Source organism: Aeromonas sp. TW 6, from assembly GCF_013168745.1.
Classification (GTDB): domain Bacteria; phylum Pseudomonadota; class Gammaproteobacteria; order Enterobacterales; family Aeromonadaceae; genus Aeromonas; species Aeromonas caviae.
On the sequence record NZ_JABERS010000070.1, the window covers coordinates 1 to 13,792 of the forward strand.

Annotated in this window: 13 protein-coding genes and 3 pseudogenes; 12 read left to right on the top strand and 4 right to left on the bottom strand. The window is 52.2% G+C overall.

Annotation, left to right across the window (positions count from 1 at the left end; translation table 11 throughout):
• The 5 genes from HKD46_RS20165 to HKD46_RS20185 all read left to right on the top strand — a co-directional run.
• Positions 1 to 1,602: phage tail tip protein (locus HKD46_RS20165; protein ID WP_171865882.1), on the top strand; the 1,602-nt coding region annotated here is incomplete at its 5' end.
• 49 nt (positions 1,603 to 1,651) lie between these two features.
• Positions 1,652 to 3,334 (top strand): LamG-like jellyroll fold domain-containing protein, encoded by a 1,683-nt coding sequence (locus HKD46_RS20170; protein WP_171865883.1) that lies wholly within the window; start codon positions 1,652 to 1,654, stop codon positions 3,332 to 3,334.
• Positions 3,331 to 3,561: a hypothetical protein gene (locus tag HKD46_RS20175; protein ID WP_171865884.1), complete on the top strand. Its 231-nt coding sequence runs from the start codon at positions 3,331 to 3,333 to the stop codon at positions 3,559 to 3,561. The genes HKD46_RS20170 and HKD46_RS20175 overlap by 4 nt, the downstream gene beginning before the upstream one ends.
• On the top strand, positions 3,554 to 3,853 hold the full coding sequence (locus HKD46_RS20180; RefSeq protein ID WP_171865885.1) for a hypothetical protein: 300 nt from the start codon (positions 3,554 to 3,556) through the stop codon (positions 3,851 to 3,853). The genes HKD46_RS20175 and HKD46_RS20180 overlap by 8 nt, the downstream gene beginning before the upstream one ends.
• Positions 3,854 to 4,241: 388 nt before the next feature.
• On the top strand, positions 4,242 to 5,435 hold the full coding sequence (locus HKD46_RS20185) for a site-specific integrase (protein ID WP_171865886.1): 1,194 nt from the start codon (positions 4,242 to 4,244) through the stop codon (positions 5,433 to 5,435).
• 38 nt (positions 5,436 to 5,473) lie between these two features.
• Here the strand turns inward: HKD46_RS20185 and HKD46_RS20190 are convergent, their stop codons facing one another.
• The 3 genes from HKD46_RS20190 to HKD46_RS20200 all read right to left on the bottom strand — a co-directional run bounded on the left by HKD46_RS20190 (position 5,474) and on the right by HKD46_RS20200 (position 7,135).
• Positions 5,474 to 5,653 carry an AlpA family transcriptional regulator gene (locus tag HKD46_RS20190; RefSeq protein ID WP_171865887.1) on the bottom strand — a complete coding sequence of 60 codons (180 nt, stop codon included), beginning with the start codon at positions 5,651 to 5,653 and terminating at the stop codon, positions 5,474 to 5,476.
• A 337-nt stretch (positions 5,654 to 5,990) separates the two neighbouring features.
• Positions 5,991 to 6,323 carry a cyclic-phosphate processing receiver domain-containing protein gene (locus tag HKD46_RS20195; protein ID WP_171865888.1) on the bottom strand — a complete coding sequence of 111 codons (333 nt, stop codon included), beginning with the start codon at positions 6,321 to 6,323 and terminating at the stop codon, positions 5,991 to 5,993.
• A gap of 29 nt (positions 6,324 to 6,352) precedes the next feature.
• The gene (locus HKD46_RS20200; RefSeq protein WP_171865889.1) at positions 6,353 to 7,135 is read right to left on the bottom strand and encodes a Sir2 family NAD-dependent protein deacetylase; all 783 of its coding nucleotides are present in this window, start codon (positions 7,133 to 7,135) and stop codon (positions 6,353 to 6,355) included.
• A gap of 115 nt (positions 7,136 to 7,250) precedes the next feature.
• On the opposite strand from HKD46_RS20200, the pseudogene HKD46_RS20205 reads away from it, so the two are divergent.
• Positions 7,251 to 7,625 (top strand): annotated as a pseudogene (locus tag HKD46_RS20205) (transposase); the annotation flags it as partial.
• An 8-nt stretch (positions 7,626 to 7,633) separates the two neighbouring features.
• On the opposite strand, the gene HKD46_RS20210 reads toward HKD46_RS20205, so the two are convergent.
• A protein-coding gene (locus HKD46_RS20210; protein WP_171865890.1) for an IS3 family transposase occupies positions 7,634 to 8,796 on the bottom strand; the annotation gives its coding sequence in 2 pieces (ribosomal slippage) (positions 7,634 to 8,541 and positions 8,541 to 8,796; 1,164 coding nt in all).
• 68 nt (positions 8,797 to 8,864) lie between these two features.
• On the opposite strand from HKD46_RS20210, the pseudogene HKD46_RS20215 reads away from it, so the two are divergent.
• The 6 genes and pseudogenes from HKD46_RS20215 to HKD46_RS20240 all read left to right on the top strand — a co-directional run.
• Positions 8,865 to 9,104, top strand: a pseudogene (locus tag HKD46_RS20215) (transposase); the annotation flags it as partial.
• 436 nt (positions 9,105 to 9,540) lie between these two features.
• Positions 9,541 to 10,197 carry a HEPN domain-containing protein gene (locus tag HKD46_RS20220; protein ID WP_104452860.1) on the top strand — a complete coding sequence of 219 codons (657 nt, stop codon included), beginning with the start codon at positions 9,541 to 9,543 and terminating at the stop codon, positions 10,195 to 10,197.
• Positions 10,198 to 10,365: 168 nt separating this feature from the next.
• Positions 10,366 to 10,500, top strand: coding sequence for a hypothetical protein (locus HKD46_RS21540; protein WP_260395837.1), 135 nt, complete (start codon positions 10,366 to 10,368; stop codon positions 10,498 to 10,500).
• A gap of 359 nt (positions 10,501 to 10,859) precedes the next feature.
• Entirely contained in the window at positions 10,860 to 12,245 is a 1,386-nt protein-coding gene (locus HKD46_RS20230) for a DUF262 domain-containing protein (RefSeq protein WP_171865891.1), read from the top strand.
• Between the two features lie 2 nt (positions 12,246 to 12,247).
• Entirely contained in the window at positions 12,248 to 13,150 is a 903-nt protein-coding gene (locus HKD46_RS20235) for a DUF262 domain-containing protein (protein ID WP_185219328.1), read from the top strand.
• Between the two features lie 60 nt (positions 13,151 to 13,210).
• Positions 13,211 to 13,792 (top strand): annotated as a pseudogene (locus tag HKD46_RS20240) (IS1595-like element ISKpn3 family transposase); the annotation flags it as partial.

The window sequence follows — 13,792 nt, forward strand, 5'->3', positions numbered from 1 at the left end:
AAGCAGACCCAGCAAGCCCAGGTGACCGGCGACAGCGCCCTGGCCGCCCGCATGGATCAACTGCAAGCCACCCTGGAAGGGGATGACCAGACGCTCAACGCCGCCATCCTGGAAACCCAGCGCACCCTGGCGCAGGGGGATCAGGCGCTGGCCGAGCAACTGACCCAGTTGCAGGCCAAGGTGGAGACGGGTGACAAGGCGCTCGATGCGGCCATCAAGCAGACCCAGCAAGCCCAGGTGACCGGCGACAGCGCCCTGGCCGCCCGCATGGATCAACTGCAAGCCACCCTGGAAGGGGATGACCAGACGCTCAACGCCGCCATCCTGGAAACCCAGCGCACCCAGGCGCAGGGGGATCAGGCGCTGGCCGAGCAGCTGACTCAACTCGCCGCCAAGGTGACCAGTGGTGACACCACCCTGGGGTCGGCCATTCAGCAGGCCCAGCAGGCTCAGGTGGATGGGGACAAAGCCAACGCCGACGCCATCACCAAGGTTCAAGCCAGCCTCAACCAAACCACGGCAGCCGTAGAAACGGCAGCCAAGGCGGTGGCTGACCTGAAAGGCAACGTGGAGGCGGGTTGGTACACCAAGGCCCAAATCGCGGGGGAAGGGGCTGGCTTTGGCCTGTCGGTCAAGCTGAATGAAGATGGCACCGTGCTGAGCACCTTCGTGATCGATGCGGATGTGTTCGCCGTGATGTCGAGGGCGGGCGGTGCGACGACAAAGCGCCACCCGTTCGTCATCAAAAACGGCACCGTCTACATGAACCACGCCATGATGGACACGGCCGAGATCGGCAACGTGATCGCCAAGTACATCAATGTGCAGCACCTGAAAGGCTCCCTCATCGAGGGTGGCTCTTTCCGTGGGGGGGATCTCTGGCTGGGGGAAAACGCCACCGGCCAGTTCGGAGCCTATGGTAAGAAGTGGAATGCAGGGATCGATTCCATGGGGCGCATCTACGGCAGTGATGTCTATTTTTCCAATGGGACGTTCCAGGGCAATGTGCTGGCCAACTCCGGCACGATGAACAACGTCACCATTCGTGAGAACTGCTTGATACTGGGGAAACTTAGAGCTGAGCAAGTGGAGGGAGGCTTTTATGTAAAACGGATATACGGCGGCACATCTCTACCTGACAACACCGATTCATCGTGGCGCACGGCGGCCACTATTCGCGTCAGCAATGGGATGGGGGTAAGCCGTGTCATCGAAATATCGGCGTCAGCTGGTCACTATGAGGTGTTGTGCAAAGTGGAGAGCTCAGGCAGCTCATTGCTCACCAGGACGGCCACTGGGCACTATGAGGTGAGGATAATAAGGGATGGGGCCACCGTTGAGCATATTGCGCCGTTTTCCATTTCTGTATCGGCCACATCTAATCCCAGCTCAGGCCCACGTGAAGAGCGAGCTAGAGGCGGTATTGGAGTATCAAAAACCGCGCTTGTACCTGGCGATGGTAATCCGCACACCTACGCAGTCCAGTTCAGATTTGTCAGGATGGGTGGTGATGGTGCCAGCGGCAGTTATGCCATTGCTGGGTGTGATGGCAACGACATGACGACTGCGCAACTTTATATATCAAGCCCCGATCTCTCTTAACCATAACAACCCGGCCATGTGCCGGGTTTTCTTTTCAAGGAACTTTGCAATGGCAGGACTTTGGCAACGCACCGGCAACGTGACGGTGACGAACGGCAGCAAGACCGTCACCGGTTTTGGCACCAAGTGGAAAACCGGCGTACTCCCTATCCAGAAGGGCCACACCTTCTATGGCCCAGACAATGCCGCCTATGAAGTGGATACGGTGGTCAGCGATGAAAGCATCCTGCTGGTTGATGCCTATCGCGGCGGCACTCTGGCTAACCAGGCGTACCGGATCGACATCACCCGAACCTCGACCATCAGCCAGTTTGCCGCCGACCTGGCCTCCCTGGTCGGCAAGTACCGCACCTGGTTTGACGGCATGATGACCTGGCTGACCGGCTCGGGGGATGTGTCCATTCTCAACCCGGACACCGGCGCCAACACCACCATCCCCAGCTGGAAGAAAGTCGCCAGCGAAGGCGAAGGGCAGGCGGCTCGGGCAAAGGAAGAGGCTGATAAAGCGGCAGTCTCGGCGGTGGCTGCAGCAAGTGCTGTGCTGGCGGCGCGTTTGCCGACCCCGGATGTGTCAATCCCATTCACGACTGACGGTCAACTGCTGCATGGCAAAGGGGCGCCGGTGCTGGTCGGCACGACTCCCGTTGCCCAGCTGGTCAGTTACGAGCGGCTGGGGTCGCAGACAATGCTCGACAAATCAGGGCGGTTGGTGACGGTGCCAGCCGGTGAGATGGCCATCGAGCAGCAGGGGTTGGCCATTTTCGATCAGTCGGTGAATCTGGCGGCCCCGAGTATTAGCTGGGGAGGAACTAGCGGCGCATTAAACTGGGCTCACGGGGCAAAAACTCCGGCAGGATGGATTACGCTGACTGGCTCCGGTGACCCAGCTATTAGTAATGGTTCATATAAAGATTTCATTGCACCAACCACCGGTGCCCACACATTCAGCTTGGATATATTAAAGACGGCAGGGCTGAATTGCCGGATCCGGGTTTATGATAGTCCCGCGCCAGACCGCGACATCACCATCACAGAAACTACTGTGAGCGGCACAGGCAGTGAGGCGGTTTCGGATGCCGGTGAATACTGGCGTGTTGAGTTAACGGTGACATTAGTAAATTCAGCGCGCCCGTTCAGAATTTACCCTTTCGGTAGTGTAGTCGGTGCCTCAGGTTCGATGACCTACCGCCGTGTGCAACTGGAGGCCAAGGCGTTTGCCACGCCCTACATCGAGAACGCAACGAGTGCGCAAACTGTCCGCCCGGCGACAACTCGCTGTGATATTCCGTGGCCTGGCAACATGCAGGGGATTGATGCTAGCCAAACTCTTACCATCGCGATGGAATTTGACACAGCAGGGGCGCCTGTTGGATCGCATAGTATTGCAGGCAGCGGTGGCAGCGGCATTGGCAGCTTTATAACTAGGATTGGGGCTCCATCCACGTTCCAGGCGATCCGGGCTGCAGCTGGCGTGACACAAGCATTCTCTGTAACACCTCGCCGCAGATATAAGGTTTGCTATCGCATCAACAAGAATGTGTGCGACCTTTTCATTGATGGGGTAAAAGTTGGTCAGTCCGTTACAGCGATACCGTCTGCATCCGGTATGCCGGATGTGCTGAGGCTTGGCTACATCACAACCCCAGACCGCTGCCTCAATGGCCATCTGCGCAACATCAATATCTGGAACTCATCACTCACAGACATTCAGTGTCAGGCGGCCTCGTCATGACCCGCCATTACTGCACCGGGCTGGGCCCCGTCTCACCCGACACCAATAGTTGCTGCAAGCAGCATGACCACGACTATGGCCCCAAGGGCACGGTATCCCGTACTGAGGCCGACCGGCGTTTGCGCCAGTGCATGATTGCCCAGAGCAAGCCGCTGCTTGCCTGGTTGTTCTGGGCCGCCTGCCGCGCAGGCGGCTGGTATTTCTGGAAGGACAAGACCCATGATTGATCTCTACCTCAAGGCCGGCAGCAAGTCAGCCATGACGCTGGCCCTAAAGACGGCTGGCTTTATCCAGGATCCCGACAGCGGGGCGCTCTATCACCCTGACGCCGCGCTCGATGTGATCGGCACCATCTACCAGCCCACCGGCGAAACCTCCCTGGTCGATGGCCAGGAGGTGCCCGTCACCGCCCCGGTGTCTGGCTACCATGTCAACGTGCGCACCACCTCTGACGAGCTGGCTACGGCCCTGGATGCCCAGCGAACCTACCCGGTGACGCCCGTGCGAGTGTGGGCCTGATTTGAACCCGCCCCGGCCATGCGCCGGGGCACAAATGTTGGGTGTATGTCAGCTTAGCGGTCAAAGGTGTACATCATCTGAAACGGTACAAAACGTGGTACAGAATAAAAATTAAAGTCACTTATTCATTTAAATTCATAGCCTTGTGACATGGGCTCGTAATCGTGGAAATAGAAGGTAGGCTTTGTCTGCTGGCTCATTTCGTGGTTCTAAATTGTGTTTATATGCTTGAAAAACAAGTCGTTATACGGAGTGTCATCTCAGATTGTCTCACTTTGTCCGATCTTGATTCAGTCCGTTTCAGACCAGTTTGGTACGTATCTGTGTACACGTCAGGGCGCGTTAATGTGTCAGTGAAAAATCAGATGACCAATAACAGGAGAGTCATATGCCACTTACTGATGCGAAGCTACGGGCACTCTATGGTAAGCCCTACTTTGGCAAGACTGAATTGTCAGATCGTGATGGATTGTCAGCTCGGGTCACTGAGCGAGGCACCATCTCATGGCAGTATCGCTATCGCTGGCAAGGAAAAGCGGCGAGACTCAAAATTGGACGCTATCCCGACCTTAAACTCGCTGATGCCAGGGCGTTGATCCCTGCTATCCGTGGTGCACTCGAGCGTAATGAACATCCCAGAGTTTTCTGGGATAAGCTCCACCAGAAGCATGATGTCACACTTAAACAGTGCTGCGAGCATTTTCGAGAACACCATCTGCCCAAGCTGCGGCCCCGTACGGTCGCGCTCTATGAGCATACCATGCAGCGCTATTTCGAACCTCTGTTTATTGGTATCCCGGTTGAACAGATCCCGTTTTCCAGCTGGCTGGAGTGGTTTGATAAAATTGGCAAGAAACAGCCCAAAAATGCCGGTCATTTATTACGCAGACTGAAGTCCATTCTTAGTTTTTGTATTCGGCGTAATCTTATTGGCGGCTCACCGGTATTGAATTTACGTACCGAGGATGTGGGCTCTCAACCAGAGAGGGGGACTCGTGTGCTGACCATGCGTGAACTCGCTCAGATTTGGATTGCATTCGAACAGAGTAGGGCCAGTCGCGGATTAAAATTGGCGGCCAAACTGGTGATCCTGTTGGGCTGTCGCAGCGGCGAGGCATTGGGTGCGCAGTGGAGTGAGTTTAATCTGGAGGAGCAAATTTGGACGGTTCCCGCTGCTCGCGCCAAAAGTGGATCACCAATACGTCGGCCTATTCCTACCCGGGTGATGATGTTGCTGCAAGAAGCGGCGGCGAAATCTCGGCTAAAGGGCGGCCCTGTATGTCGCTCGCCGGTGAATCCAAAGCAGTCATTAAGTAGTGCGTCTCTTATCCAGCTTGCAGAGCGGGTGAGAGAGAAACTGGATCTTCCGTATTGGCGTATGCACGATATGCGTCGGACGCTGAGTACGCGTTTATCGGAGGAGCGCATCATGCCACAGGTAACCGAGAAAATGCTTGGTCACAGGATGGCCGGTGTCATGGCCATCTACAATCTTCATGATTGGACCAATGAGCAACGTGAGGCATATGAGTTATGGGATAAAAAATTAATGGAGGCTGTGAAATCCTTTCAGGAAATGTAAATATAATGGAGTCATAAAAAAGCGGTGTAATTCATCATCTAAGATGAGCGATTTTCCCTTGATATCCAACTGCTGACCTCTTCGGTAGAATAAAAACCTTTATTGTGTGGCGGTGGGAATTTGTGTTCTTTAATCCATCTATACAGTGTCGATCTGGATATGCCAAGCTTTTTCAAAAGCGCTTTGGTTTTTATGAGTGCCGGTTCATTGTTGTTCATATAGCCTCCTGTTTTTTAGGAGGTTAAAACATCATCTGCGCATGTGTCAATTTGCCCTATATTTAGGCGACTTGCTTTTATGATATATAAAAGCAAGTCGCCATGCTCATACTATAAAAATGAACTTTAAAACTGTTTCCGTATATTATAAAAGCAATGAAAATGGTCGTGTATCAATATGGCTCATGGTCATGACATGTAAATTTCAATGGCGGCAGTGCTCGTTCTGTCTCCTTGATTGCCTTTAGGGTAGGGTTTTGCTTCAGAGTTGAATCCACCGCAGCCTAACATGCCCCCCACCGGCTTTATTCAATTGGCCCTCTCTCAAGTCACTGAGTCAGCGAACACAATTTGTATCATCTGGGGCGTTCCGTGATGGCTTAGCCAGAAAATCATTAATAGCCATAATACCCAATTCCATTTTTCTTCGTGCGGAGACATTCGCTGAGTGAACACGAATTTGGGGTGGGATGAAGTGATTGGTCATTACCTCTTTTTCTATCCAAAGAATAACGTCGTAGCCTGTTCCTCTATTATCATCACCTAGGTCATGATCGAGGCTCATTTCTGTCACTGCTCCTGTTTTTAGCCATGCAATCGCTTCGTCTGGCCAGAATACGCGAACGCACCCTGCCGGTGTTTCTCTCTCATCGTCCAGAAACAATTTCATGTTGCCTCCTCTTGGTCACTACAGGCTCATCAGTCATGACATATTTTCTGCAATAGGCGAACAACACCGCGATTAGCCCCATCAACAATCTGCTCACCGGGAAACGGCAGTCGGGATGACAACCCGGGGTCGGGGTCGATGTAATAGACAGATGCGCCTGGGTTGATGTTTTGCAGCAAAGAGAATGCAGGTTCAACCAGCAAACTGGTGCCGATAATTATCACAATATCGGCCTCGCAGAGCCAGCGACGAGCGTGTTGATACTCATAAACCGTCTCACCAAACAGCACGATATCGGGGCGCAACTGTGAGCGGGTACGTGGGCAGCGCTCGTCCATTTTTATATCCTTGTGCCACGGCTGCCGGTACTTTGGACTACGAAAGCCCTTGGGTACCCAAAACCGGATTGAACCATGCAGATGAATAACACCATGGCTACCTGCCCTCTCATGTAAGTCATCAATATTCTGGGTGATGATCCCGACACGATATTTCGGCCGTAGCCTGGCGATCAGATAGTGGGCTTGCGAGGGGGATGCTTCCAGCATGGTTTGACGCCGCTGGTTGTGAAAGGCTAGGAAACCAGCCAGATCCGTGTCCAGGCTGCTCGCTTGGGAATAGCGCCAGTTTTCATCGTGATGCCAAATACCCTCCTTGCCTCTGAACGTGGGCACTCCGCTTTCCGCTGACAAGCCGGCCCCGGTGAAGAAGATGATATTGGGGCGATAACCTTGGTCTGTAGTAAGGGCTTGCGCTCGTTTTTTTCGATGACGGCGCTGATGTCTTCGTGCTCGGGAAGAAATTGGTTGCATAAGATTACCTTTGGTCAGCATTGGCTGAAATTGACAAATTAGTTGGTGCCATACCACTCGCGTAAGGACGATTTAGAAGCCTTGCGACAATGCCTGTTTGGGCAACAAAGGGGAGGTCCTGCAGGCAGATGGCTACGCCGGCTATGGGGAAGTGTGCGCGCGCAACGGGCTCACCCGCATCGGCTGCTGGGGCCATGCCCGGCGCAAATTTATCGAGGCTACCCAGGCGGCACCGTCCGTTGCGAAGGGCAAGAACAAGCCCAGTGCCAGCAAGGCCGACGTGGCCCTGGGGTACATAGGTAAGCTCTATGCCATCGAGCGGGAACAGCGGGAGCGCAGTGATGCCGAGCGCTATCAGGCGCGGCAGGTGCGGAGTGTTCCCCTGCTAAATGAGTTCAAAACCTGGCTGGAAGATAACGTCGGCAAGGTGATGAAAGGATCGCTGACGCGTAGGGCGATGGAGTACACGCTGGCGCAGTGGCCCTGTCTGTGTAGTGGTCAACTAAATCCGGACACTTGGTTAGGCCGATCCTCGGCTTTTGCTGGCGCGATCCCGTCATTGTGTTGATGTGGACGCCGCCAGTTGTAGTAATCCATCAGGTAATAGCTGATATCCCGCTTCGCCTCCCGCAGGTTCATATATCCCGTTGTCGGGAGCCACTCTGTCTTCAGACTCCTGAACAACCGCTCCATCGGTGCATTATCCCAACAGTTGCCACGCCGACTCATACTCTGGGTCATGCGATAGCGCCACAGCCGCTGCCGAAATACCCGGCTGCCATATTGGCTGCCTTGGTCTGAGTGAAACAGCACACCTGATGGGCAACCCCGCTGCTGATAGGCCATCTCGAGCGCTTTTATTGCCAGCTCTGCATCAGGCTTGTCAGACATCGCCCAGCCCACGACTCGGCGGGCATAAAGGTCGAGCACCACCGCCAGATAATTCCAACGACCACCTGCCCAGACGTAGGTGATATCGCCACACCACACCTGATTGGGCTGCTGGACATCAAATTCACGGGCCAGCAGATTGGGAATATCCGGTCGTTCAGACCGGGCGACCTGATAGCGATGAGCGCCCGGTTGCTTGGATACCAGACCGACCTCCTTCATCAGACTGCGCACTTTGAATCGGCCAATCTGATGCCCCAGCTCACGCATCATCGACATCAAGGCGCGGCTGCCCGCTGAGTTCCGGCTCTCTTTGAACAAACGGCGCAACTCGCTGCGTTGCTGCATCCGCTCACGGTTAATCGTCCGCTTGCGGGCCAGATAGTCGTAAAAACAGGATGTTGGAACATCGAAAGCACAGCAGACCAGAGTGATAGGGGCTTGCTCTCTTAATCGGTCTATCAGCGCGTACGTTTGAACTCGTCCGTCATCAAGAGAGCCGTAGCCTTTTTTAGAATGTCCTTTTCGCGCTCGAGCCGGTTGATGCGGGCTTCCAGCTCCTGGATTATCTGCTGCTCCGGGGTCAGCGCTTTGCCGATTGGGGTGGTGCCGGTTCGTTCGGATTGAAGCTGCTGAACCCATCGGCGAAGTATGGTTTCACCGACATCCAGTGAACGGCTGGCTTCGGGGACAGAGTATCCCTGGTCGAGTACCAGGGATGCGGCTTCGAGTTTGAATTCAGCAGTAAATGAGCGACGTAATCTTGTCATTGAACACCTCAAGTCATGGTGGCGACTGTACCACCTAAAATGGTGTCCGGGATGATTAGACCACTACACTGGCGGGTTACTGCGAACGAGGCGATCTGCACATCAGCAATGTCCTGGCGGAGAACGCGATCCGCCCCTTCGCGGTGGGTCGCAAGGCGTGGTTGTTCGCTGATAGCGCGCAAGGCGCCAAGGCGAGTGCGACCTGCTACTCGTTGCTGGAGATCGCCAAAGCCAATCAACTGGAGCCGTCAGCGTATATCAATTATGTGCTGGAGCCGATTTCAAAAAAAGTGGTGCAATACCGTTAAGGCAAGTACGTCGATTTAGCGGCGCTTACCTAAAAAGAGTGTGAACAAGGATCTAACGGCAATAATTTGAGCCGTGTTAGTCTGGGTCAAATGGATCTTGCCTGAGGGATATCATGCCGATACAACCACCCCCTTCTACTTATCGCTGCCCAACATGTGGCTGGCACAAGACGGTTGTCCCCAAGAGCGACGTTATGGTACGTGGCCACACTTGGTTTGAGGCCTGTCCCGAGTGCCACCATGCCCCACTGGAAAAAACGTCGGCCACCATGGTGGAACTGGCCATTGCGACGCTGAAGGGTGTCATCCGCAAGTAATCGCTGTTATTACCCCTCGCTATTCCAGCCAGTTCGTCACCAACCAGATGCTCAAGCAGCAGGACAGAGAGCATGGTTGCCAAAGCTGGCTATTCATCTGATTGAGAAGGAGATCATCGTTGAATTTTGAACAGTTGAAAACCCGTCACCGGACGCTGCGTGAACACTCTCCCAGCAATCTCAACCTGCGAGTTCATCGTGCAATAAGCTGGCTGCAACGCGCTGAAATGGCCGAAGATGAAGATGGGCGCTTTATCTTTCTCTGGATTGCGTTCAATGCAGCTTATGCCACTGAAATCGATGACGATCGTCGCCTCTCGGAACAGGAGACCTTCAAAGGCTTTCTGGAGAAACTGTGCGACCTGGATGAGCACAAAAAGATCGAACATCTGGTCTGGCAGGAGTTCTCGGGCAGTATCCGCATACTGCTGGATACCCCGTTTGTACTACAAGGCTTCTGGGATTATCACAGCGGCAAGATAAGCGAAGCCCAGTGGAAAGAGCGGCTGGCACAAGGCAAGAAGATGGCAAACCAGGCACTCGCCAGCGGCAATACCCCGCAGTTGCTGGGCGTGGTGTTTAACCGCCTCTATACCTTGCGCAACCAGTTGATCCATGGCGGTGCGACCTGGAACAGCTCGGTCAATCGCAAACAACTGAAGGATTGTGCCAACCTGCTCGGCAAACTGGTCCCGGTGATCATCGAGTTGATGATGGTTCATCCCGATACCCTGTGGGGAGATGCCTGTTATCCGGTGGTTGAGCTGGCTGGTTAACCAGCCGCAAGATGGCGGGGCAACGACTGCCCTGCCTCTTCAATCACTAAGATCTGGCAGATAGAAAGCACCAGCCAGCAGACCATTATTGCCAGCGACTATGCCATGACCGGGAACCGGCTATTGATCAGCGAACGGATCCCCTTGGTGCATTACGCATTGGAGCGGATGCTAGTGAGCTATAACGGCGAACACCAACAACATCCCCTGCTCTACCCTCTGGTGCTGGCAAATCGGGAGGAGCGCATCGAACAAGGCTGTACCTTCAAGCTAAAGAGTACGGATTTGCAAGTGCTGCGGTAGTGCGTAGGCATGAAGGTGAATGGGGTTTATGGCAAGGCTGGATCGCACTTTGTTAATGAAATTTGAACGGGCAGATCATCTGTGATCTAATCACGCTTCCATGTAGGGTGCGCCGGGCACATGAACCTTCATAACTCGGTGAAGAGCTGTTGATTATTCGCAAGGAGTTCGATTGCTTTGCGCTTTTTCTTTCTGCGCCAGAGGCACTTCGTGAACACTTAGATTTAGTCGCGCTCGATAAAGATGGCATTATTGGAAACAAGCTGGACGACAGTGGCCGAGATGTAATGTAGCAGGCGCTTAAATACGCCACTACAGCAAGCAGCGCAAAGTTTAAGGTAAATGATAAAGGAGAAAGGATGACAGTTAGGGTATTAACGCGTACAGCTGCTGAAATTTTCGAGGGTAAACTGATAGCCAGTGTTGATGGGAAAGGAATTGTTGGTCAATTATCTATCCCTGAATATCAACGCCCTTATTGCTGGAAAGCGCAACAAATTGAACAACTTTTAACAGATATTAGAGCGCAAAACAGGCAGCTTTCAGACTTACCCTACTATCTTGGCAGTTTGATCTTGCATCAGGAAAACGGGAAATTGAACATTATTGATGGTCAGCAAAGGGTAACAACTCTGGTGCTGATTGCCAGCCTGCTGCAACAAGGCCAGAGCTTGCCATTGGTCAACTCACTGGAATATGAACATCCCATTAGCCAGCAGCAGATTAAGCAAAACTTAAAATGGCTGCAAAGCAGTTTTAGTGAACAACCAGAGTATTGGCAAGAACTGTTGGATTTTAATAAACTGCAATTTACCTTGGTGATCACACAGACTGAAGATGATGCCTATCGATTTTTTGAAACGCAAAATACCGGCGGTGTGCGTCTAGGTGGTACAGATATTATTAAGGCTCACCACCTACGAGCTGTCCATTCCCTACACCAAAAGATGTTTGCAACACAGTGGGAATCATTAGGCAAGCTGGATGATACCGTCAGCGCGTTATTAAAAGCCCGTTATTGGCAGCACATAAATATGCGTGAACTGCCTTCGCACCAAAAGAAAAAACAGCTTCGTGACGCCATTGTCTTCGAACTAGGCGAACAAACTGGAAAGGGGGAAGATATTGCTTTTGGGCGAGTGTATCGCCAGATTGGATTGGCTGGCGAGATAAGCCATCATCTTGCCCAACAAGGTTACGATCTTCGTCAGCCGTTGAATGCAGGTGTGAACAGCATTCGGTATTTAAGCTACTTTCAAAGCCTGTATCAACATTACTGGGAAAAGCCGGATTTGCCCCATTTACCTGGTTATAAAGTTTTTATAGCTTGGTTGAAAGGTCTGGAAGGCTGCGATTATCTCGAAGGGCTCTACAAGACTTGCTTGCTTCAATACATCAGTCAATTTGGAGAAAACCAGCTAGAAGAAGCTGCCCAAAAGCTATTTCGCGTGGTGTATTCACGTCGAGTTAGCAATCAAAAGACCGTTCGTGAAAACTCTATTTATGCCTTTGTCAGAGAGACGCCTGTTTTGGATTGGATTGCGCTTAGCTATACGCCCGGTCAATGTTTCCAATACCTAGATACCTTTGTCCTCACCGTGGATGGCAGCAACCTCGACAGTAACAGTGTGAAAAAACGTTATATGAACAAAGTTTGTCAGTTCTTTGAATTACCTTTGGGACCAGAGGATTATAAGCAGGGCTTCGCTCAAGCTTTAACGCACAAAGTGGTAGGAGGCATGTAATCATGTCATCGTTTATTTCCAATAAAGTCGAAACAGAACTGCTCACGTTACAACAAGTACATGAGCGTAAGTTGGGTTTCCTCATTCCTAGCTACCAACGGCCTTATGTCTGGACTGATGAGGATGTTGTGAGGCTGTTCGAAGATATAAAAACGGCGTTTGAATCAAAAGAAGTCCAATACTTTATCGGCAGTGCGCTTTCTGCCCGTCGAGAGACTGCAACGCATAATTTGTACGAGTTGATTGATGGCCAGCAGCGTACTACCACCTTGATGCTTATTTCTATTGCTTTTAAAGCCTCAAAAATACCCACTGCTTTAGGGGAAGTATCGGTGCTTGGCAAACAGTCACGTCTCTGTTTTGAAATTCGTGAATCAGTAAGCAACTTGCTTGGTAGCTTTGCTGAATTGGATGATTTGCCACGACCAAGCGATGAGGAAATTAAACAAGATGAGTACTTGCGCCAACTGGCAGCCAATTTGAGAGTGTTGCATCAATACGTTGAAAAACTAAAGAGTGTTAACAACTTCGATCTCACAGCATTTGCCAATTACCTTTTCACTAAAGTGGTATGGGTAAACAACATCGTACCGGTTAGTATGGATCTGAATCGACTTTTTTCTAGCATGAATACTGCAGGCATTCAGTTAGAACCTGTTGACCTGCTAAAAGCACGGCTTTTAAAGAAAATAAATACCGAAAAGGCATTCTACAGCAAGATTTGGCAAGCCTGTGAGCATCTAGACAATTACTTCGAGCGCAACTTACGGCAGATATTCGATAACGCAGACTGGAATGCTCTTGAGTACAAAGATTTGTCGGTGTTAAATGCAGTTTTTATTGAGTCGGAAAATGCACCGAAAGCAGAGTTCGGCACAGGCAAATCAGTACCTGATTACCCATGATTAGCAGTCAGTTACCACGAACTATACTGATGTTACGTACAGTTATCGAGGTGCGAGATCATGGCCAAAAGCAAAATCCAATTCCAGAAAGGCTACAGCCTGTTTGAGTTTCTCAAGGACTATGGCACTGAGGCTCAGTGCGAAAACGCGCTGTTCACTTGGCGTTTTCCTAACGGCTTTGTCTGCCCTGAATGTGCCAACAAGACCTGTTGTCGCCTGAGAAGGCGGCCACGTGTGTGGCAATGCAATCACTGCCGTCACCAGATGTCATTGACTGGAAACACGATTTTCGCAAACACCAAGCTCCCACTGACCAAGTGGTTTCTGGCAATGCACCTGTTGTCACAAACCAAAACAGGCTTGTCAGCGATGGAGCTAAAGCGCCAGTTGGGCGTCAAATATGACACCGCCTGGATGCTCAAGCACAAGCTGCTGCAAGCCATGAAAGAGTCCGATGACAAGCAGCCCATCAGCGGCATCATTCAGCTCGATGATGTCTACTGGGGTGGCGAGCGCCGTGGTGGCAAACGGGGTCGGGGCGCGGCAGGCAAGACGCCGTTTGTGGCAGCAGTGGCCCTGAACAAGGAAGGACATCCAATCAAGATGCGGATGACGGTGGTCGATGGTTTCAAAACCAAGTCC

Excerpts from the sequence above, each read along its gene's own strand:
- HKD46_RS20230 (WP_171865891.1), top strand. The coding sequence starts at position 10,860 with ATGACAGTTAGGGTATTAACGCGTACAGCTGCTGAAATTTTCGAGGGT.
- HKD46_RS21540 (WP_260395837.1), top strand. The coding sequence starts at position 10,366 with ATGCTAGTGAGCTATAACGGCGAACACCAACAACATCCCCTGCTCTAC.
- HKD46_RS20200 (WP_171865889.1), bottom strand. The coding sequence starts at position 7,135 with ATGCAACCAATTTCTTCCCGAGCACGAAGACATCAGCGCCGTCATCGA.
- HKD46_RS20170 (WP_171865883.1), top strand. The coding sequence starts at position 1,652 with ATGGCAGGACTTTGGCAACGCACCGGCAACGTGACGGTGACGAACGGC.
- HKD46_RS20195 (WP_171865888.1), bottom strand. The coding sequence starts at position 6,323 with ATGAAATTGTTTCTGGACGATGAGAGAGAAACACCGGCAGGGTGCGTT.
- HKD46_RS20190 (WP_171865887.1), bottom strand. The coding sequence starts at position 5,653 with ATGAACAACAATGAACCGGCACTCATAAAAACCAAAGCGCTTTTGAAA.
- HKD46_RS20185 (WP_171865886.1), top strand. The coding sequence starts at position 4,242 with ATGCCACTTACTGATGCGAAGCTACGGGCACTCTATGGTAAGCCCTAC.
- HKD46_RS20180 (WP_171865885.1), top strand. The coding sequence starts at position 3,554 with ATGATTGATCTCTACCTCAAGGCCGGCAGCAAGTCAGCCATGACGCTG.
- HKD46_RS20235 (WP_185219328.1), top strand. The coding sequence starts at position 12,248 with ATGTCATCGTTTATTTCCAATAAAGTCGAAACAGAACTGCTCACGTTA.
- HKD46_RS20175 (WP_171865884.1), top strand. The coding sequence starts at position 3,331 with ATGACCCGCCATTACTGCACCGGGCTGGGCCCCGTCTCACCCGACACC.